The 19,979-nt window shown below is 67.8% G+C and carries 21 protein-coding genes; 10 read left to right on the forward strand and 11 right to left on the reverse strand.

Features of this window, described 5'->3' with window-relative positions; translation table 11 throughout:
- Nucleotides 1-7 precede the first annotated feature (7 nt).
- The 5 genes from AC5W7N_RS25115 to AC5W7N_RS25135 all read right to left on the reverse strand — a co-directional run bounded on the left by AC5W7N_RS25115 (nt 8) and on the right by AC5W7N_RS25135 (nt 6,344).
- Nucleotides 8-1,801, reverse strand: a complete 1,794-nt coding sequence (locus tag AC5W7N_RS25115) for an acyl-CoA dehydrogenase (protein ID WP_495922301.1) — start codon at nt 1,799-1,801, stop codon at nt 8-10.
- 99 nt (nt 1,802-1,900) lie between these two features.
- Nucleotides 1,901-2,446 (reverse strand): dihydrofolate reductase family protein, encoded by a 546-nt coding sequence (locus AC5W7N_RS25120; RefSeq protein ID WP_195019243.1) that lies wholly within the window; start codon nt 2,444-2,446, stop codon nt 1,901-1,903.
- 224 nt (nt 2,447-2,670) lie between these two features.
- Entirely contained in the window at nt 2,671-4,503 is a 1,833-nt protein-coding gene (gene cysC, locus AC5W7N_RS25125; protein WP_163812283.1) for an adenylyl-sulfate kinase, read from the reverse strand.
- A complete protein-coding gene (gene cysD / locus AC5W7N_RS25130; protein ID WP_163812281.1) occupies nt 4,503-5,435 on the reverse strand; it encodes a sulfate adenylyltransferase subunit CysD in 933 nt (310 codons plus the stop codon). The genes cysC and cysD overlap by 1 nt, the downstream gene beginning before the upstream one ends.
- 9 nt (nt 5,436-5,444) lie before the next feature.
- Nucleotides 5,445-6,344 (reverse strand): IclR family transcriptional regulator, encoded by a 900-nt coding sequence (locus AC5W7N_RS25135; RefSeq protein ID WP_195007169.1) that lies wholly within the window; start codon nt 6,342-6,344, stop codon nt 5,445-5,447.
- Between the two features lie 82 nt (nt 6,345-6,426).
- Between AC5W7N_RS25135 and AC5W7N_RS25140 the strand changes: the two genes are divergently transcribed.
- Genes AC5W7N_RS25140 through AC5W7N_RS25150 form a run of 3 tightly spaced genes read left to right on the forward strand, consistent with a single transcriptional unit; the run spans nt 6,427 to nt 9,544 of the window.
- On the forward strand, nt 6,427-7,590 hold the full coding sequence (locus tag AC5W7N_RS25140; protein ID WP_495922303.1) for a hypothetical protein: 1,164 nt from the start codon (nt 6,427-6,429) through the stop codon (nt 7,588-7,590).
- Nucleotides 7,590-8,366: an SDR family oxidoreductase gene (locus AC5W7N_RS25145; protein ID WP_163812274.1), complete on the forward strand. Its 777-nt coding sequence runs from the start codon at nt 7,590-7,592 to the stop codon at nt 8,364-8,366. Before AC5W7N_RS25140 ends, AC5W7N_RS25145 begins: the two co-directional genes overlap by 1 nt.
- Nucleotides 8,367-8,380: 14 nt before the next feature.
- Nucleotides 8,381-9,544 carry a sulfotransferase family protein gene (locus AC5W7N_RS25150; protein ID WP_194992132.1) on the forward strand — a complete coding sequence of 388 codons (1,164 nt, stop codon included), beginning with the start codon at nt 8,381-8,383 and terminating at the stop codon, nt 9,542-9,544.
- Nucleotides 9,545-9,625: 81 nt separating this feature from the next.
- On the opposite strand, the gene AC5W7N_RS25155 is transcribed toward AC5W7N_RS25150, so the two are convergent.
- Nucleotides 9,626-10,294 (reverse strand): PaaI family thioesterase, encoded by a 669-nt coding sequence (locus AC5W7N_RS25155; RefSeq protein ID WP_194992131.1) that lies wholly within the window; start codon nt 10,292-10,294, stop codon nt 9,626-9,628.
- Between the two features lie 52 nt (nt 10,295-10,346).
- Nucleotides 10,347-10,943, reverse strand: coding sequence for a TetR/AcrR family transcriptional regulator (locus AC5W7N_RS25160; RefSeq protein WP_163812268.1), 597 nt, complete (start codon nt 10,941-10,943; stop codon nt 10,347-10,349).
- Between the two features lie 21 nt (nt 10,944-10,964).
- On the opposite strand from AC5W7N_RS25160, the gene AC5W7N_RS25165 reads away from it, so the two are divergent.
- From AC5W7N_RS25165 to AC5W7N_RS25185, 5 genes are all read left to right on the forward strand, one after another.
- Nucleotides 10,965-11,333, forward strand: a complete 369-nt coding sequence (locus AC5W7N_RS25165) for a hypothetical protein (protein ID WP_194992130.1) — start codon at nt 10,965-10,967, stop codon at nt 11,331-11,333.
- Nucleotides 11,330-11,818 carry a hypothetical protein gene (locus tag AC5W7N_RS25170; RefSeq protein ID WP_194992129.1) on the forward strand — a complete coding sequence of 163 codons (489 nt, stop codon included), beginning with the start codon at nt 11,330-11,332 and terminating at the stop codon, nt 11,816-11,818. Before AC5W7N_RS25165 ends, AC5W7N_RS25170 begins: the two co-directional genes overlap by 4 nt.
- 297 nt (nt 11,819-12,115) lie before the next feature.
- A complete protein-coding gene (locus AC5W7N_RS25175) occupies nt 12,116-13,432 on the forward strand; it encodes a cytochrome P450 family protein (RefSeq protein ID WP_280213786.1) in 1,317 nt (438 codons plus the stop codon).
- A 93-nt stretch (nt 13,433-13,525) separates the two neighbouring features.
- Entirely contained in the window at nt 13,526-13,834 is a 309-nt protein-coding gene (locus AC5W7N_RS25180) for a DUF7677 family protein (protein WP_218586385.1), read from the forward strand.
- Nucleotides 13,835-13,877: 43 nt separating this feature from the next.
- Nucleotides 13,878-14,390 carry a mycothiol transferase gene (locus AC5W7N_RS25185; RefSeq protein ID WP_194991347.1) on the forward strand — a complete coding sequence of 171 codons (513 nt, stop codon included), beginning with the start codon at nt 13,878-13,880 and terminating at the stop codon, nt 14,388-14,390.
- 93 nt (nt 14,391-14,483) lie between these two features.
- On the opposite strand, the gene AC5W7N_RS25190 is transcribed toward AC5W7N_RS25185, so the two are convergent.
- Nucleotides 14,484-15,287 (reverse strand): ABC transporter ATP-binding protein, encoded by an 804-nt coding sequence (locus AC5W7N_RS25190; RefSeq protein ID WP_194991348.1) that lies wholly within the window; start codon nt 15,285-15,287, stop codon nt 14,484-14,486.
- A complete protein-coding gene (locus AC5W7N_RS25195) occupies nt 15,284-15,955 on the reverse strand; it encodes a FadR/GntR family transcriptional regulator (RefSeq protein WP_163812257.1) in 672 nt (223 codons plus the stop codon). Before AC5W7N_RS25195 ends, AC5W7N_RS25190 begins: the two co-directional genes overlap by 4 nt.
- 173 nt (nt 15,956-16,128) lie before the next feature.
- Between AC5W7N_RS25195 and AC5W7N_RS25200 the strand changes: the two genes are divergently transcribed.
- Nucleotides 16,129-17,895, forward strand: a complete 1,767-nt coding sequence (locus AC5W7N_RS25200) for a 2-isopropylmalate synthase (RefSeq protein ID WP_194991350.1) — start codon at nt 16,129-16,131, stop codon at nt 17,893-17,895.
- A gap of 120 nt (nt 17,896-18,015) precedes the next feature.
- Here AC5W7N_RS25200 and AC5W7N_RS25205 read toward each other — a convergent pair whose 3' ends face one another.
- Complete coding sequence (locus AC5W7N_RS25205) at nt 18,016-18,537, reverse strand: DinB family protein (RefSeq protein ID WP_194991351.1); 522 nt, start codon at nt 18,535-18,537, stop codon at nt 18,016-18,018.
- Between the two features lie 59 nt (nt 18,538-18,596).
- Nucleotides 18,597-19,226, reverse strand: a complete 630-nt coding sequence (locus AC5W7N_RS25210; protein ID WP_194991352.1) for a maleylpyruvate isomerase family mycothiol-dependent enzyme — start codon at nt 19,224-19,226, stop codon at nt 18,597-18,599.
- A gap of 263 nt (nt 19,227-19,489) precedes the next feature.
- Here AC5W7N_RS25210 and AC5W7N_RS25215 point away from each other — a divergent pair, with 263 nt between their 5' ends.
- A complete protein-coding gene (locus AC5W7N_RS25215; RefSeq protein ID WP_163812249.1) occupies nt 19,490-19,951 on the forward strand; it encodes a thioredoxin family protein in 462 nt (153 codons plus the stop codon).
- The last annotated feature ends 28 nt before the right edge of the window (nt 19,952-19,979 follow it).

The raw sequence follows: 19,979 nt of genomic DNA on the forward strand, positions 1-19,979 counted from the left end.
GGGGGTGTCAGAACCAGGCGTCGCGCATCTCGAGTGTGGTGGTGTCGCGGGCGGCCAGCAGCTCGAGCTGAGGTGCGGTGCGGGGGAGTTCATAGCGGAAGAAGTACCGCGCCGCATGGCGTTTGCCGTCGTAGAAATCGCCCTCGCGTCCGGCGGCGGCCAGGGTCTGCTGCAACCAGATCCACGCGAGGGTGATGTGCCCGAACGCTTCCAGATAGATCGAACTGTTGGCGAGTGCGGCTTCGATGTCGCCGTCGGCGAACAGGCCTGCGGTCACCTCGACCAGTCGCTGCCACGACGATTCGAGCTGCGCACCCATTTCGGCGGGCTCACCGGCCTGTGCGCGGGCCTCGCCGATGGTCGCGCGGATCCGTTCGTCGAGCGCGCGCAGGCGCGCCCCGCCCTGCTGGGTGACCTTGCGCCCGAGCAGGTCCAGGCCCTGAATGCCGTGCGTACCTTCGTGAATCGGATTCAGCCGGTTGTCCCGGTAGTGCTGCTCGACGTTGTACTCGCGGGTGTAGCCGTAGCCGCCGTGCACCTGGATGGCCAGGCTGTTCGCCTCCAGGCACCACTGCGACGGCCAGCTCTTCGCGATGGGGGTGAGGATGTCCAGCAACAACGTCAGCGCGCGGCGTTCCTCATCGGAGGAGGCGGTGCGGTGCTCGTCGACCAGGCGTGCGCAGTAGAGCACCAACGCGAGCGCGCCTTCGGCATAGGCCTTCTGCGCGAGCAGCATTCGCTTCACATCGGCGTGCTCGACGATGGGCCGCTGCGGCGTGCTGGGATCGGCGGCACCCTTGGTCCGGCCCTGCGTGCGCGTGCGTGCGTACTCGAGCGATTCGAGATAACCCGTGTAGCCGAGTGCGGTGGCCACCAGGCCGACGCCGATGCGCGCCTCGTTCATCATCGTGAACATGTAGCTGAGCCCGCGGTGCTGCTCGCCGACCAGATAGCCGATCGCACCCGGTGCGCCGCCAGGGGTCCACTTGCCCTCGCCGAAGTTCAGCACCGTGTTCACGGTGCCGCGGTAGCCCATCTTGTGGTTGAGTCCGGCCAGCGCGACGTCGTTGCGTTCGCCGAGGGAGCCGTCGTCGCCGACGAGGAACCGGGGCACCACGAACAGTGAGATCCCCTTGGTCCCGGCCGGTCCACCGGGAATCTTCGCCAGCACCAGATGCACGATGTTCTCGCCCAGCTCGTGATCGCCGCCGGAAATCCACATCTTGGTGCCGAAGAGCCGATAGGTGCCGTCGGGCTGCGGCTCGGCGCGGGTGACGATATCGGCCAGCGACGAACCGGCCTGCGGTTCCGACAGGCACATGGTGCCGAAGAATCGGCCCTCCACCATCGGGCGAACGAATCGGTCGATGTGCTCGCGGCCATGGGTGAGCAGCAGGTTCGCATTGGCCATGGTGAGGAACGGATAGCCGGAGGTGCCTGGATTGGCGGCTTGGAACCAGGCGAAACTGGCCTGGGCGACGCTGGCCGGAAGCTGTGAACCGCCGAGTTCGTAGTCCATCGCGGCACTGGGGAGGCCGGCCTCCGCGAAGGCCCGCAGCGCGGCGCCCACCTCGGGAATGAGGGTGACGCGCTCACCGTCGAACGTCGGTTCGTTGGCATCGCCGAGCTTGTTGTGCGAGGCGAAGTACTTCGTCGCCAGCTGTTCGCTCAGATCGAGGACGGCGTCGAAGGTCTCCCGGGAATGCTCGGCGTAGCGCTTGCGCTCGGTGAGCCGCTCGACGTCGAGCCATTCGTAGAGCAGGAAGTCGAGATCACGCCGGGACAGGAGAGTAGACCGCATCGAGCATCCCTTCGGTACAAGTTGCCTCCTGTGTACCATACTGTGCGCGGTGGCACCCGGCCCGGTCGCCAGGGGAGCGTGACGACCGTCCGCGGCGAATCAGTCCGCGGCGGGCCCGTAGTTCAGGTGCACCACGCCGTTGTCGTAGACGTCGGTCGATACCAGGGTCAGCTTGGTGGTGGCGTCGTCGAAGAATCGCTCACCCGTGCCCAGGGCGATCGGATACACGAACAGGTGCAGATTGTCGACGAGGCCGTCCCGGAGCAGGGCACGGACCAGCCGGCCGCTGCCGCTGATGTAGAGGATGCCGTCGGTCTCGGCCTCGAGCTTGCGGATGACCTCCGGGTCGTACGGGCCGAGGCGGGTGCTGTTGGCCCACTCTACCGCGGGTTCCTGCGCACCGACGACGTACTTCATGGTGTCGTTGAAGAACGGCGCACCCGGATCGTCGTCGACCGTGCGCGTCGACCAGGCCGGTGCGAACATCTCGAAGGTGTTGCGCCCGAGCAGAATCCCGGTCGCGGCGCCGGTGATCTCGGCCAGTGTGTCGCCCATCTTCGGATCGAACCCGTAGGCGAAGGTGAAGCTCGGGTCGTCGTACATCCCGTCGAGGGAGATGAATTCGTGTACTGCGATGGTGCCCAAGGCGCTCCCTTTCGATGATCCCGCCGCCCCACCGCACGTGGTGCGGCTCGAAGTGTCCGGTCCGGCTCTGCCGGCGCGTCATGTGGTGCATCGACGGCCGGGGAGAGTCGGCGTTCTCGCCCGACGATAGGCGGTGCCGCTCCGGTGCGCGGAGGCTTCACCGCGATTCGCGGCCCCGATGACCGCCGGGCGGCGGGTACGCCCGGCGGCCATCGCCTCCGGTGTCAGTCCATGCTCGTCAACAGGGTGAGCACGGTCGACGCCATCGCGGCCGGATCGCCGTCGGCGGGCCGGAGCACCAGGCCCGGTGTGAGCGGATGTTCGTACGGGGCGTCGACGCCGGTGAAATCGCGGATCTCACCCGCACGGGCCTTGGCGTACATGCCCTTCGGGTCGCGCGATTCGCAGATCTCGAGCGGAGTATCGACGAAGACCTCGAGGAAGGGGATGCCCGCGGCCTCGTGCACGGCCCGCGCCCGGTCCCGATCGGCGCGATACGGGCTGATCAGCGACACGATGGCGATGACACCGGCCTCGGCGAACAGCCGCGCGACCTCACCGACCCGGCGCACATTCTCCACCCGGTCCTCGGCCGAGAACCCGAGATCGGAGTTGAGGCCGTGGCGCAGATTGTCGCCGTCGAGCAGGAATGCCGGACGCCCGGACGCCACCAGGCGCCGTTCCAGCTCCACCGCGACCGTCGACTTGCCCGAGCCGGACAGGCCCGTCAACCACACCGTCATCCCACGAGTCGCGCGCTCGGCCCGCTCGACCGCGGTGGAATGCCACACCACCCGCGATGACGGCAGGCTCGGGCCGGTGATCATGCCGCCGGCGACGGTATTGCCGGTACTGTCGTCGACCAGCAGGAAACTGCCGGTCGTGCGGTTGCGCCGGTAGGGATCGAACAGCAGCGGTTGCCGGGTGTGCAGCTGCACCCGGCCGATCTCGTTGAGTGACAAGGTGGTTGCGGCCTCGTCGCGGTGCAGGGTGTTGACATCGAGACGATAGTCCAGCGTCCGTACCTGCACCGGGGTGGCCCGGGTGGTGTGGCGCAGCGTGTAGGACGCGCCGGGAGTGAGTTCGGCGTCCTCGGCGAACCAGCACACCATGGCATCGAGATCGCGTCCGACCTGCGGCCGGTTGGCGGGACGGCAGATCAGGTCACCGCGGGAGACGTCGAGCTCGTCGGCCAGCTGGACCGTCACCGCCTGCGGCGGGAACGCTTCGTCGATGGGCACTCCGCCGGGACCGAAGATCGACCGGACCGTGGTGTTCAGGCCCGAGGGCAGGACCGTCACCTCGTCACCCGGTTTGAAGACGCCGCCGGCGATGGTTCCGGCGTAGCCGCGGAATTCCGGTGTGTGACTGCGGATCACGTACTGCACCGGCAGCCGGGCGTCGATCAGATTGCGGTCGGAGGCGATATGCACCTCTTCGAGATGATGCAGCAGCGGGGTGCCCTCATACCAGGGCATCGAGGTACCGCGGTGCACGATATTGTCGCCGTGCAGCGCCGACACGGGCACGAAGGTCAGATCGGTGACGTCGAGTTTGGACGCGAAACCGGCGAACTCCTCCCGGATCTCGGTGAACCGCTGCTGCGACCAGTCCACCAGATCCATCTTGTTCACGCACAGCACCAGGTGCGGGATGCCGAGCAGCGCGGCGAGGAAGGCGTGCCTGCGGGTCTGCTCCACCACGCCCTTGCGTGCATCCACCAGCACCAGCGCCAGATCGGCGGTGGAGGCGCCGGTGACCATGTTGCGGGTGTACTGGATGTGGCCGGGAGTGTCGGCGATGATGAATTTGCGGCGCGGCGTGGCGAAATAGCGGTGCGCCACGTCGATGGTGATGCCCTGTTCACGTTCGGCGCGCAGGCCGTCGGTGAGCAGTGCGAGGTTCGGGTAGTCCTCGCCGCGATCGCGGCTGGTGCGTTCCACCGCGTCGAGCTGGTCGGTGAACAAGGTCTTGGAATCGAACAGCAGCCGTCCGATCAGGGTCGACTTGCCGTCGTCGACGCTGCCCGCGGTCGCGAGGCGCAGCAAAGTGGTCATCAGAAGTAGCCTTCTCGTTTGCGGTCTTCCATCCCGGCCTCGGAGATGCGATCGTCGGCGCGGGTGGCGCCCCGTTCGGTGACGCGGGCGGCGGCGACTTCGGCCACCACCTCGGCGGGGGAGGCGGCGCTGGATTCGACGCAGCCGGTGCAGGTGGCATCGCCGACGGTGCGGAACCGCACGGTCGACTCGTACGGCGTCTCGCCGTCGAGCAGGTGAAGAAAACGAGTGTGTGCCAGCAACATTCCGTCGCGCTGCACCACCGGCCTGCGATGCGCGTAGTACAGCGAGGGCAACTCGATGCCCTCGGCGGCGATATAGCTCCAGATGTCGAGCTCGGTCCAGTTCGACAGCGGGAACACCCGGATGTGCTCGCCGGGCCGGTGGCTGCCGTTGTAGAGGTTCCACAGCTCGGGGCGCTGTCGGCGCGGGTCCCACTGGCCGTATTCGTCGCGGAAGCTGAACACCCGTTCTTTGGCGCGCGCCTTCTCCTCGTCGCGTCGCGCGCCGCCGAATACGGCATCGAAGCGGCCCTCGCGCACGCTGCGCAGCAGGGTGGTGGTCTGCAGCCGGTTGCGGGTGGCGCGGGGACCGCTGTCCTCGGTGACGCGGCCGGCGTCGATGTCATCCTGGACCCGGCCGACGATCAGCCGCAGACCCAGCCGCGCCACCGTGCGATCACGGAACTCGATCACCTCGTCGAAATTGTGCCCGGTGTCGATGTGCAGCACCGGGAACGGTAGCGGCGCGGGCCAAAATGATTTGGCCGCGAGGTGCAGCATCACCACCGAATCCTTGCCACCGGAAAACAACAGCACGGGGCGTTCGAAAGTCGCTGCGACTTCACGGAATATATGTGCCGACTCGGCCTCGAGCGCGTCCAGATGGGGAAGCTCGTAGGTGTTCGCCGCCGACTTTGCGTACTGGCTCACGATGCAAAACTAGAACACGTTTCGGGATTTGGTCAACGGTTGGCGTCCGCCGGACTTTTCGGTGACGGCATCGGCGGCGGCCACCAGGTCCGCGCCGCGCCTGGCGATCTCCGCGCCGGTGATCGACGCGCCGACATACATCGTGAGCACCATGTTCTGCCTGCCGTCGGCGTCGAAGGTCGGTGCGGCGAGCAGGCTCACCGGATGCTGTTTGCGTGGCCGCAGATCGGTGCCGAGATACACCCGCTCGCCCAGGCTCGTGACCAGCTCGGCGACCACTTCGCGGAGCTCGTCCGGTAGTTCGCGGGCGGCGACGCCGGCCAGCAGCGAATACAACCGCCGTCCGGCCGCCGTCATGGATTCCACCAGGTAGCCGCGCTCGCGGCATTCGGCGACGATCTGCCGCAGCCGGGCCTCGTCCTGCTGCAGCGGCACCGTCGCGGGCATCGCCAGCCAGGCGTCGAAGGCCGCGTCGGTATCCCAGAGCACGTACATCAGGCCGACCGGTGGCGCGAAAGGGTAGGAAGCGCCCACCTTGACCATGCCGGGGCCGGTGCTCTCCAGCACGATGATCTGCTCACCGACCAGCGCCGATGCCGTGCAGGTGGTGCGGTAGGCCCGGCTGAGCCGGGCCAGCTCGGGGTGGGCGACGCCGGCGATGGCGAAGCTGTCCTGCGCGACCCGGCCCGCGGCGATCAGCGCGGGGCCGGGCCCATAGGTGCGGGTGCGCGGATCGCGGACCAGGTAGCCGCCCGCGGTGAGCTCGGTGAGGATGCCGAGTGCGGTGGGTTTGGCCAGGCCGAGGGTGCGGGCGAGCTCGGACAGGCCCACCCGCTTGCCCTGCTGCTCGACGATGAAATCCAGCACCTGCACCACGCGCTGGGTCGGCGCGGATCGCCGTTCGACCATTGACCACTCCTAGAACACGTTCTAATGTCTCTGGTATCGGAATGTACCAGAGCGGTACATATATGGAACACCGGAGAGTCTATTGCTGACGCAACCGTTCGCGGACGCCATCGCCGCCGCCGAGAAGATCATCACCGAAGCGCCGCACATTCGGACCGAACAGGATCTCGTCGAGGGCTACGACTATCTGGCGGGCAGTATTCGAGCCGCCATTCAGATGGCGTGGGCGTATGAGCGTGATTTCCCGTTCTTCGTCCAGTCGACGGGGCCGTACACGAAAATGGGGCTGGACAATCCGGACACCCTCTACTTTCATTCGTATCTGCGCCCGGATGCCGAATATGTGGTCACCGGAACTCGCGGTTCCACTCGCGATCTGAGTTTCCAGGTATTGAACGGCGATTATTCGCCGGTCGATGTGCCCGACAGCACCACCGCATTCGACGATCGCGCGATTGATATCGCCCCGGACGGATCGTTCGAGGTTCGTTTCGGTCCGGGTGAAGCCGGTCCGAACTACATCACCCTCGCGCCCGATTCGGCCATGCTCGTGGTCCGTGAGGTGTTCAGCGACTGGGGCGCCGAGAAGCCGGGCACTCTGCGCATCCATCGGGCGGACAAGGCCGGTGCCGCGCCACCGCCGCTGACCAAGGACCTGATGACCAAACGCTACGGCGTGGCGGGCAAGATGCTGGTATCGCGGTTGCAGACCTTCCTGGCCTTCCCGCAGTGGTTCTACCTGAACCTGCCGGTCAACACCATGACCGAGCCGCGCAGCACTCCGGGCGGGCTGACCACGCAGTTCTCCTCGGCCGGGCACTACGAACTCGCCGAGGACGAGGCGATGATCATCACCGTCCCGAAATCGGACGCGCCCTACCAGGGCTTCCAGCTCGGCAGCATGTGGTACCTGTCGCTGGACTACATCAACCACCAGACCAGCCTCACCGCCGATCAGGCGCACGTGGATCCGGACGGGATGATCCGGCTGGTGGTCAGCGAACGCGATCCCGGACTGGCCAACTGGATCGAATGCACCGGCCACGCCCGCGGCTACCTGCAGTTCCGCTGGCAGCGGCTGTCGCGGGAGATGAAACCCGAGGACGGGCCGACGGTCGAGGTGGTGAAATTCGATGAGATCGACGCCAGGCTGCCGTATCACGAGCAGGCTCGGGTGACGCCGCAGCAGTGGCGCGAGCGCATCGCGGCCCGGCAGGCGGCGGTCGCGGAAAGGATGCTCGGCTGATGTTGTTGCAGGACAAGGTAGTCGTCGTCTCCGGGGTCGGTCCCGGCCTCGGCCGCGCCATCGCGGTACAAGCCGCGGCCGCCGGTGCCGACGTGGTGCTCGCCTCGCGCACCGAATCCCGCCTGGCCGAGGTGGCCAAGGAGATCACCGACCTGGGCAGGCGTGCGGTCGTGGTCCCCACCGACATCAACGACGAAGCGGCGGCGGCGAATCTGGTGGAAACGGCGCACAGCGCGTTCGGCCGGGTGGACACCCTGGTGAACAACGCGTTCGCCATCCCGCCCATCGTCGATCTGGCCGACGTCGAGTTGGACGCGGTGCGCGCCGGCTTCGAGACCAATGTGCTGGCGGCGCTGCGCCTGACCCGGCTGTTCGTGCCCGCCCTCGCCGAAGCCAAGGGATCGGTGGTGATGATCAACTCCGCCGTGCTGCACCACTCGCGGCGCACCTTCGGTCCCTACAAGATGGCCAAGGCGAGCCTGCTGGCCTTGGCGCAGAGCCTGGCCACCGAGCTCGGCCCGCGCGGCATCCGGGTGAATTCCGTTGCCCCCGGTTATATCTGGGCCGACAACCTGAAATGGTATTTCAACTACCTGGCCGAACAGCGCGGCATCACCCGCGACGAGGTGTACGCCGAAACCGCCGCGACCATCGACCTGCGCAGACTGCCGGAGCCCGACGAGATCGCCGATGCGGTGGTCTTCTTCGCCTCACCACTGGCGCGGGCGATCACGGGGGCGTGCCTGGATGTCAACTGCGGGGAGTACCACAATTGAGGAGCGAGACGAACATGATCGGCAGGGACGACGTCGGCACCATCGACGATCTGCACGCCTCGGCGAGCAAGGTCGTCGGGCTGAGCGATTTCGGCACCGACGACTACCGCGAAGGGCTGCAGGTCCTGCTCGATTCCTACGCCAGGGACGCGGAACTGACCCCGTTCGGCAACAAGGTCAACCGTGCCTTCCTCCGCGGTGCGCTCATCGCGCGGCTGCTGAGTGAATCGGCCTGGCAGCAGTACCCGCAGCATGCGCAGGTGCCGATCGAGCGGCCGATCTTCGTCACCGGATTGCCGCGCTCGGGCACCACGGCCGTGCACCGCTTGTTGACCGCCGACCCCCGGCATCAGGGGCTGGAGATGTGGCTGACCGAGATGCCGCAGCCGCGGCCACCGCGCGAGACATGGGAGCAGAACCCGATCTTCCAGCGGTTGCAGGCGGCCTACCACAAGCATCACGTCGAACACCCGGAATTCATGGGCGTGCACCATATTTCGGCCGACCAGGTCGAAGAGTGCTGGCAGTTGCTGCGTCAATCGGCGATGTCGATTTCCTATGAGTGCCTTGCCTATCTGCCGACCTATTCGGAGTGGTTGCGCGAGCAGGACTGGACCGGCGCCTACCGCAGGCACCGCCGCAACCTGCAACTCATCGGACTCGACGACGTCGACCGGCGGTGGGTGCTGAAGAATCCGAGCCACCTGTTCGCCTTGGACGCGCTGCTCGCGGTGTATCCGGACGCGCTGATCATCCAGATGCACCGGGCGCCGAGCACCATCATCGCCTCGGTGTGCAGCCTGAACGAGCAGGCCTCGGCGGGCTGGTCGGACAAGTTCCGCGGTGGAGTCGTCGGGCGCACGCAGCTCGAGCTGTGGTCACGCGGCGCGCAGCGGTTCCTCGACGACCGCAAGAATCATGACGCGGCCCAGTTCTGCGATGTGTACTACGACGATTTCGTGGCCGACCCCATCGGCACCGTCGAGGGGATCTACCGCCACTTCGGCCTCGACCTCACCGACGAGGCCCGCGCGGCGATGACCGCCTTGCATTCGGAGTCGACCTCGGGTGCGGCGCGCCCGGCGCACAAGTACACCCTCGCCGATTTCGCTCTCACCGCCGAAGCCGTCGACGCGAGCTTCGGGCCGTATCTGGAGGCGCATTTCCCGGCGCGCTGAACCGTTCCGGCCGGTCGTATCGCGGCTTTCGGCTCGCGGCGGCCGGCCGGATTGTCGCGTTCAGGGCCTTCTACGGCACGCTCAGGGCTGGCCCGGCTTCAGGACGATGAACAGCCCGTTGGCCTCCGCGCACAGCCGCTCACCGTCGTGCAGCGTCGCCCGCACGTACACCTTGCGGCCTTCCCGGCGGTCGGCCCACGTGCGCAACGACAGTTCCTTGTTGAGCGGGGTGATGGAGCGATAGTCGACGGTCAGTGACGCGGTGCGGGTGACACCGCCCGCGTAGAGCGCCGCTGCCATACCCAGCAGGTCGTCGAAGCCGACCACGATCTGGCCGCCGTGCGCGGCGGCGTTTCCGCCGAGGTGGAAGGTGCGGAAGGTGATCCTGGCTTCCACGCCGTCCTTGCTCGCCTTGTCGATCACATACGGCGGGATGGTGATGTTGCCGCGCGCGGGCAGATCCGCCCTGGTCCAGGTGGGGGCCGACCATTCGTCGACGACGGCCGCATCGAGCCGGTCGTTGAGCTGTTTGAGCACCCCGATCGTCTCCAGCGCGAGCTCATCGGACGGACACGACAGCCGCGCCCGGTCCATCAGCTTGCGGACTTCCTCGATGAACGCGCCGTAGTGCGGACCGCCACGGGTGATGTCGGCGTTCTTGGCGGCGTCGATGAGCTCCGACATCGGCCGGAAACCGCCCTCGTGATGCTCGGCGTCGGGCAGTGCGCTGCCGGCCAGGTCTTCGGTCATGAGAACACGTTATCGGTAGCCCGCGGAATGCTCGGTGACCGGGGCGTCCGGTTCAGCTGCGGCGGTAGGACTCGAGCAGCGTGCGCGCGGCGGCGGTGACGTCGTCGTCGAGCCACTCCGGGAGTTCGGGCGCGTGGGCGTGTCTGCGCAGCGCGGCGTACGGCAGATCGGCGATCGCGCGGGCGACCGCGTCGACTTCACGTTCTCCGGCGCGCCCGAACAGCCCTGCGGCGATCCGCCGTAGCTGCTCGATCAGCGGCGCGTTCATGCCGGCCAGCCGGGCACCGAACTCCTCGTCGGGGCTGCCGTCGAGCAGATCGCTCGGACGCAGGCTGAGCAGCAGCCGGGCATCCTCGGGCAGGTCACGGCCGAATCCGAGCGCCGCACGCACCATGGCCACGCCGGCCTCCAGTGGGTCCGGCTCCTCGGCAGCGGCCTCGACTCGGTCCTGGAACCGTTCGAGCGCGCGGATCCACGCCGCGGTGAGCACACCGTTGCGGTTTCCGAAGCGGTGGTACAGCGTGCCGACCGGAGCGCCGCTGGCGTCGGCGATCGCGGCGACGCTCGCCGCGCGCGGTCCGTCGGCCAGTACCAGAGCGCGGGCTGCGTCGAGGATCACATCGGTGTCGTGCTTGCGGGGCGGAGCCATGTACTAGTACGTTCCTTCCATATGGAGCGATTGCCCTATATCGATGAGCATGCCAGATCGGTCGACGCGAACCGCGACCGGACGTGGAAGGCATTGCGGAAAGTTGTCTGTAAGGATCCGGCCGATCCGTCGACCGTGCCCGGCGGGTTCGCAGTGGAAGAGGCCGATCCGCCGCGTCGGCTCGCCCTCGCGGGCAGCCATCCCTTCTCCCGGTACAGCCTGACCTTCGAACTCGACGACGACGGCCCACGCCATACCGTCGTGCGTGCGATCACCCGTGCGGAATTCCCCGGCCTCGCGGGTTCGATCTACCGGGCGCTGGTGATCGGCACCGGTGGGCACAAGCTGGTGGTCCGCCGGATGCTCGCCCGCGTCGTGGCGGCGGCATGAACGCCGGACTGGTGTGGGGCGCCACCGAAGCCGAACGCGAGGCGCCGCTGCCGTGCGATGACCTCGAACCCGATGCCCTGGTCGCCGACCGCGCCATCAGCATCGCCGCCCCGCCCGCCGCGGTGTTCTCCTGGCTGTGCCAGCTGCGGGTGGCCACCTACAGCTATCGCATCGGCAATCGCTGGAAATCCAGTCCGCGGGTGCGTGATCCGCAGTTGACCGAACTCGCGGTCGGGCAGGAGTTCATGGGGCAGTTCGTGCTGGAATCGTTTGCCCTCGGCAGGCATGTGACATTGCGCGCCGACGATATCTGCGTGACCTACGCGGTGCGACCGGAGGGGTCGGGCTCCAGGCTCGTCGTCCGGGTCCGGATGGGCGGTCCGCGCCTGGTGGGCCGGGTGCTCGCCCTCGGCGACGTGATCATGATGCGCAAACAGTTGCGGACGCTGAAGGAACTGGCCGAAGCCGAGGCCGTGCGCGCCTGAGGCGGGGCGATCCGGGACGGCTTTCGCCGATCCGCTGCGGCCGGCCCGGACGGCCGTGCAATGATGTCACCCGGAAAAGCGGCCGCCACGGCGGGTGATCGAGATGCCGTCGGCCCCAACCGGTCGCAGCACCGGGCTTTTCCGCGTCACACCGATCGACACTGCTCGACCACGCACCGTCGCAGACCTGATCGAAAGTTCGGAGCGCCACACTGTCCGCCGCGATTCGCGCGGGCCGTGCGCTGGATCGGGTCCACGCGGGGCACACGTCAGAACTGTTCGAACGTGGAAAGGACTGTGGCACGTGCACTCCCTGGATTCATCGCCGGACGCGGCAGCGCGGGACGGTGGTCGTTCGTGACGGCCGCACATCAGATTCTCGAGCTGACCGACGAGTTCTATCAGGATCCGCACGCCGTCTACCGGACGCTGCGCGAACGCGGACCGATCCACCGTATTCGGCTGGACGGGGTGGTGGGCTGGCTGGTCGTCGACCACGAGGTGGCCAAGCAGGCCTTCGTCGAGCCGAGCATCAGCAAGCGGATCGGATCACCGGAAGGCCAAGCGGTACTGGCCAAACACGGTGCCGCCGAGATGTTCAATGCCGCCATCAACGACAACATGCTCTTCGCCGACCCACCGCAGCACACCCGGCTACGCAAGCTGGTGTCGAAAGCGTTCGCCGGCCGTGCCATTCGCGAGCTCGGCCCGCGGATCACCGAACTGGCCGATGGTCTGCTCGACGAGATGGCCGGACACCACACCGTGGATCTGCTCGACAGCTACGCCTTCCCGCTGCCGATCGCGGTGATCTGCGAACTGCTCGGCGTACCGGACGACGACAAAGACGACTTCCGTTCCTGGACAGCTGTTCTGGTGAACGATGCCGCCCCGATCGAGGACCGCACTACGGCCGGGATCAGCTTCTTCACCTACCTCACCGAGCTGATCGCCGCCCGCACCGATGATCCGCGCGAGGACCTGCTGTCGGAGCTCATCATCGCCAAGGACGACGACGACCGGCTCGATCAGCAGGAACTCATCGCGATGCTGTTCCTGCTGCTGGCCGCCGGTCACGAAACCACCGTCAACCTCATCGGCAACGCGGTGCTCGAACTGCTGCGCGACCCGGCCACCGCGGAGCGGCTGCGGCGCGACCCGGAGGGCATCCCGGCCTTCCTCGACGAGGTGCTGCGCTGCCAGGGCCCGGTGCACCTGGCCACCGCGCGCTACACCACGGCGCCGATCACGTTGGGCGGCCAGGATATCGAGGCCGGTGAATTCATCATGATCTCTCTCGCCGCCGCCAACCGTGATCCACGCCTGTTCAATGATCCGGACCGGATGAATCCCGGCCGCACCGACCATCGGCATATCGCCTTCGGCCACGGCATCCACTACTGCCTCGGCGCCGCCCTGGCCCGCACCGAGGCGACGATCGCCCTCACCAGGCTGCTCGACCGCATCCCCACCCTGTCGCTGAACGCCGGGTTCGACGACCTGGTGTGGCGCAAGAGCCTGCTCATCCGGGGGTTGGCCGAGCTGCCCGTGCGGATCGCGCCGGCGTCGGATTCGCCTGCGCTCGCGTTCGCGATGGAATCTTCGGCACCGTGACGGCGCGGTGCGATGCGGGCGCTGTCGCCCGCATCGCACCGAACGGGACCGGTCGAGTGGAGGCGCGATCTGCCCGCGACGTACGGTGCACAGATGTCCCAGAAGCTGTCTCATGGTGTGTCGGGTGCGCTTCGACGTTTCGCCGGGTGGGTTGCCCGCGGATCGGTCGGCCATCCGATGCTGGAAGGCATCGACTACTGGGATGAACTGAAGGACTCGCCGTCCCAGATGGAGATCTGTTTCGCCATCTTCGTGAATGTCCTCGAACTGGACGAATCCGGCGAGCCGATCAACGAGAAGTATGCCGAGCGGCGCGCTGCCACGTGGCTGTATCGGTACTGCACCGGTGAGCTCCCGCCAGGTGAGCCGGCGCTGGAGTCATGGGAATGTGAGCTCTATTGATCCGAGGGGAATACCGGGCACCGGCCCCGGTCTTGCACCGAACATGACCAGTGCTGAGCTGTTGATCGACGGGTTCGGGCGGATCCGGGAGAACGTGCGCGGGGCAGTGGAGGGGTTGACGGGGGCCGAGCTGGGGGCGCGGCTCGATCCGGAGGCCAACTCGATCGCCTGGCTGGTGTGGCACCTGACCCGGGTGCAGGACGACCACATCGCGGATGTGGCGGGGACCGAGCAGGTGTGGACCCGCGATGGCTGGGTGCGGCGGTTCGGGTTGCCGTTCCCGGCGGCCGACACGGGGTACGGGCATTCCGCGGCCGAGGTCGATGCGCTCGCGCAGGTGCCTGCGGAGCTGTTGCTCGGCTACCACGACGCGGTGCACGCCCAGACGGTCGACTACGTCGCCGGGCTCACCGATGCCGATCTGCCGCGCGTGGTCGACACCCGCTGGGAGCCGCCGGTCACGCTCGGTGTTCGGCTGATCAGCGTCATCGACGACGACATCCAGCACTCGGGCCAGGCGGCGTTCATTCGCGGGATTCTCCTGCGCCGCCGATAGCGCGGCGCGACCAGCACCCGCCGCTCTGTCCGGCACCCGGGGGCCGCGATATCGCCGCGCCGCCCGCCCGCAGCGCTGTGTGGCACAAAATGTTCAGGAACGGTTGAGCTCGGGGATGGGGGAGCGGGCAGTCCAGCGGTTGTGGGTGCGGTGCACCTCGACCGGGTGGGCGAAGGTCGCCGAGATCGTTTCGGTGGTGATGGTCTCCTCGGCGGTCCCGCACGCCACGGTACGGCCCGCAGCGATCAGCAGGGCGTGGGTCGTGGTGCTCGGCAGCTCCTCGAGGTGATGGGTGACCAGGATCGACGCCACTTCCGGATGGGTCCGGTCGAGCGCGTCGATCGTCTCCAGCAGCTGTTCGCGAGCGGCGACATCGAGGCCGGTGGACGGTTCGTCGAGCAGCAGCAGGCGCGGATCGGCGATCAGGGCGCGGGCGATCAGGGTGCGGCCGCGCTCACCCTGTGACAGCGTCGGCCATATCTCGCCGGCCTTCCCGGACAGGCCGACGGTGTCGATCATGGCGTGCGCGCGAGCCAGATCGTCGGCCGACGGACTCCAGCGCATCGGGGTATCGATCGTGCCGGTGAGCCCGGTGAGCACCACCTCGCGCACCGTCAACGGATACCGCAGGGGATGGCGCGGGTTGACATGCCCGATGGATCGGCGCAGCCGCTGCAATTCCACCCGCCCCAGCTGCTCGCCGAGCACATGGACCGTGCCGGAGGTCGGGTGGGTGACAGCGCCGCACAATCCGAGCAGGGTGCTCTTGCCCGCACCGTTGGGCCCGAGTAGTGCCCAGTGTTCGCCGGCGTGCACGGTCAGCGAGATGCCGTCGAGGATCTGTTTGCCCTCGCGCCGGAAGGTCACCTCGGTCAGATCGAGCACCGGTGTGGTCACGAGAACGCCTCCTTCAGGGCGGTGAGGTGGGTGCGGCTGAATTCTGCGGCCGCCGTGGGGTTTCGGGCCGCGATCGCGTCCGCGAGCTGTTCGTGGGCGGCGTGATCGGCTCGCTCGGAGGGGACCGGGCGGATCTCGAGCATGTCGATCATCGCCAGTCGCAGGCGCGGCAGGAATGCGTCGAACAGCTGCACCAGGATGTCGTTGTGGGCGGCGACGAGGACCGCGCGGTGGAACTGCATGTCCGCGTCGACGTGCTCGGCGACCGTCTGCCCCGGCACGTTCCGGCCGGCCAGCGCGCGCCGGATCGCCCGCAGGTCGGTGGGGGTGCGCCGGTGCGCGGCCAGGGCGGCCGCCTCGGCTTCGATGGCGATGCGGGCCTCGATCACCGAGGCGATGGTGGCGCGACGCAGCACGATGTCCCATTCCTCGCTGACATCGAGTGCCGTGACGAACACCCCCGCGCCCTGTCTGCTGGCCAGCACGCCCTTGCCCGCCAGCTCGCGGATCGCTTCGCGCACCGTCGAGCGGCCCACACCCAGTTGCGCGGCCAAGGTCGTCTCGCCGGGGAGCCGGTGTCCCAGCGGCCATTCGCCGCCGCGGATGCGTGCCAGCAGCAGTTCGGCTGCCTGCTCGGCCAGCGGATGCCGGCGTACCTGGCTGTCCATGCGCCAACCTCTCTACTTGTCTGAGGAGTTGTGTATAGTCTAGGCCATGCTCGCCTACCGCCTGCTCCTCGACCGCCACGGCGGGGCCTGACCGATCGGCCACCCCGCCGTGGGGTTTCGTCGTCGGCCGGTCACCTCCTTTCGTGACGGCCGCACGGCCAGGAAGCAGAACCATGACATCGCGTGCATTCCCCACCATCGACACGCCGGCGGGCCGCATCCCCGCGCAGGCTCCCGCGTGGAACCGGCAGCGGCATTCGCAGATGCCCTCGCACCGCTACCGCAACGTCTACGAACGTGTGGATGTGCCACTGGTGCACCGTGATTGGCCTTCGGCGCAGATCGTTCAGGCGCCGCTGTGGGTGCCGGTAGACCTGCGTGACGGCAATCAAGCGCTGGCCGAACCGATGGATCCCGCACGCAAACGGCGATTCTTCGAACTGCTGGTCGCCATGGGATACAAGGAGATCGAGGTCGGCTATCCGTCGGCCTCGCAGACCGATTTCGATTTCGTGCGGTTGCTGGCCGACACCGATATCGCGCCGTCCGACGTCACCATTGTGGTGTTCACGCCCGCCCGGCGGGATCTGATCGAACGGACCGTCGCATCGGTGCGTGGACTGCGCAACGAGGTCGTCATCCACATGTACACCGCTACCGCGCCGGTATGGCGCAACACCGTGCTCGGCAAGGACATTCGTGAACTGCGCGACATGATCCTGGCGGGCGGACGCGATGTGCTCGAATTCGCGGGCGATCTGCCCGATGTGCGCTTCGAGTTCTCCCCGGAGGTGTTCAACCTGACCGAACCGGGTTATGTGCGCGATATCTGCGATGCGATGACCGAGCTGTGGGATGCCAGGCCCGAACGGCCGGTGATCCTCAACCTGCCTGCGACGGTGGAAGTGGCGACGCCGAATGTGTACGCCGATCAGATCGAGTACATGCATCGCACCTTGGCGCGGCGTGACGGCGTCATCCTGTCGGTGCATCCGCACAACGATCGCGGCACCGGCATCGCCTGCGCCGAACTCGCCGTGCTGGCCGGGGCGCAGCGGGTGGAGGGCTGCGTGTTCGGCAACGGTGAACGCACCGGCAACGTCGACATCGCCACCCTCGCCTTGAATCTGCACGCCCAGGGTGTGGACCCGATGATCGACTTCTCCGATATCGACGAGATCCGCCGCACCGTCGAACACTGCACCCGGCTGCCCATCCCCGAGCGCCATCCCTACGTCGGCGATCTGGTGCATACCGCGTTTTCGGGCACCCATCAGGACGCCATCAACAAGGGCCTGGCCGAGCACCGTGCCCGCGCCGCCGCCACCGGCCGCCCCGAACGCGAGCTCGACTGGCGGGTCCCGTATCTGCCGATCGACCCCGCCGACCTCGGCCGCAGCTACGACGCGGTGATCCGGGTGAATTCCCAATCCGGCAAAGGTGGCATCGCCTACCTGCTGAACAGTGAATTCGGCATGGACCTGCCGCGGCGCCTGCAAATCGATTTCGCCCGGCACGTACAACAACACACCGACGGTACCGGTGCCGAGATCACCGCGGCCGAGCTGCGCGAACTGTTCGACCGGACCTACCTGGCCACCGGTCCCGCCACCGTCACCCTCGACCACTGGCAGTCCGGCGAATCCACTACCACCATCACCCTGACCGCCGACGGGCGCACGCACACCACCGACCATCACGACGTCGGGCCGATCGACGCACTGGCCTGCGCGCTCCGGGACATCGGCCGCCCGGTGGAAGTCCTGGCCCTGCATCAGCAATCGCTCGGCGCAGGCAATGCCGGTCCGGCCATCACCTACCTCGAGTACCGGATCAACGGCCGAACCGGATGGTCGTGCGGCCGTAGCGATTCCGTGCTGACCGCGTCCATGGCCGCGGTCATGGTGGCCGCGAACACGGCCGTGCCCTCGATGATCTGACGGTCGGCGGTGCGGTGGTCGCTCGCGATCATCGCACCGCCTGGTTCGCTCCGGGGCAGCTCGGTGCCCCGGGGGAGTGCAGCCGGCCGCACTCGGCCGCGGCGCAGCCGGGCGGATGTCCTACTCGCCCGTCCGTCCGTCGATGCGTTCGCGGAGGAAGTCGGCGTGGCCGTTGTGGCGGGCGTATTCCTCGATCATGTGCAGGTAGATCCAGCGCAGGGTGTATTCGGTGCCGGTGACGGGGTGGTGGCAGCGGTGGTCGAGGGGGAGGGCGGCCACGGCGGCGTCGGCCGCTTCGATCTCGCGGTGGTAGGTGGCGAGGTCGGTGGCCGGGTCGACGTCCGGGACGTCGTCGAAATCGCCGTCGGGGTTGTCCTCGGAGCAGTAGAGGTAGCCGAGGGATTCGCCGGCGGCGGTGACGCGGAACCAGCCGCGTTCGTTCTCGGTGAGGTGCCGGACGAGACCGTGCAGGGACATCTTCGACGGGGCGACGCACCGTTGCGCGAGCTGAGCGGCGTCCAGGCCCGCGCATTTCAGCAGCAGCGTCTGGCGGTGGTAGGCCAGCCAGGACTGCAACATCGGCCGTTCCTCGGCCACGGACAACGTCTCGATCCGATCGATCTCGGGGGCTATCCATGCCACCGGGGGACTGTACCGCGCGGGCCACGCAAGCGTGGGATGAATTTTCGGCGGCGCCGGACTCACCGGGCGGCGCTGAACCGATCCGCCGCAGAACCGCGCAGATGACCTGCCGGGAGGCTGCGTCCGCACAACACCAGCAGCAGGTCTTGGGCGCGGCCGGTGAGCGGGGCGCCGGTGCCGTAGGTCCAGTCGAGGTCGTCGGCGCGCAGCTGGATGCCGTCGAGGTCGACGCCGAAGTACTTCACCTGCTTCGGCCGCACCGATTCCAGCACCGGTCGCAGCCGATGTTCGGGCAGCACGTCGTCGAGGCCGAGGCCGACGGTGATATCGAGGCCGTGGATGATGTCGTGGCTGAGGGCGCCGACGTAGCCACCGCCGGGCGGCTTCCATGGGTGGTGCACGTTGTCGTGCAGGCAGGTCAACAGCTGTGACGAGGCCATGTGCGCCGCGTCGGCGCGGGCGCTGCGATCGGACATGCGGTTGAAATTGCCGCCTGCCCTGATCATGCCGAGGACGAACCGCGGCAGCGAGAGCCGGTACGGCATGGTGATGTGGGCGACGACTTCGCGCACCCGCCACCCCTCGCACAGCGTCGGCGCGTCCCAGCCCGTTTCGTCCAGCCCGCCCAGCACCTCGGTGAGATATCGGCGTTGCTCGGCGACCACCGTTCGGACATCGGTTTCGGTCATTGTCGACTCCTGTTCGTCGCGCATCGGCCGGCCGCGCACACCGGCCGTTCAGGGATAGGACCGGTCGAGAGGACGGAATTCATCGGCGAGCGCGGGATGAGGTCGGCGTCGTCCTGTCCCGGCGCAGCTGCCCGGTCGTCGAGGCGATCGCGGTGAGCGCGGGCGACCTCGGCGCGGGGGCGGCCGCGTGCTGTGCCAGGATTCGAGGTCGGTTGCACGCGAGGAGCGACTCGGGTCCGAGCCGGTCGCCGGGAGGAACACCGATGCCGACGAGAGCGCTCACCCAGCAGACCTTCGACCAGGTCATCGCGAGCAACCACATCGTGCTGGTGGAGTTCTGGGCATCCTGGTGCGGCTGGTGCACCCGTTTCGCGCCGGTCTATCAATCCTCGGCCGATACCCATCCGGACATCGTGCACGCCACCATCGACGGTGAGGCCGAACCCGGCCTGGTCGCCGCCGCCCAGGTCGACAGCTATCCGTGGCTGATGGGTTTCCGTGAAGGCCTGCTGGTGTACTCGCAGGCCGGCTACCTGCCCGCCGGCCACCTCGAAGAACTGGTCCAGCAGATCCGCTGGATGGACATGGACGCCTACCGCCGCACCATCGCCGACGCCGCCCGCACCCAGGCATCCCCACCGCAGCCCGCGCCGCAGCAGGCCGCCCAGCCCCGGCTGGCGGGCTTGGCGCCCGGTTCCTCCCGGTACGGGTGGCCCGGTCTCTGAGCCGAATCCCGTCGCACGCACGATCCAC

The sequence above is a fragment of the Nocardia sp. CDC519 genome, assembly GCF_059509835.1.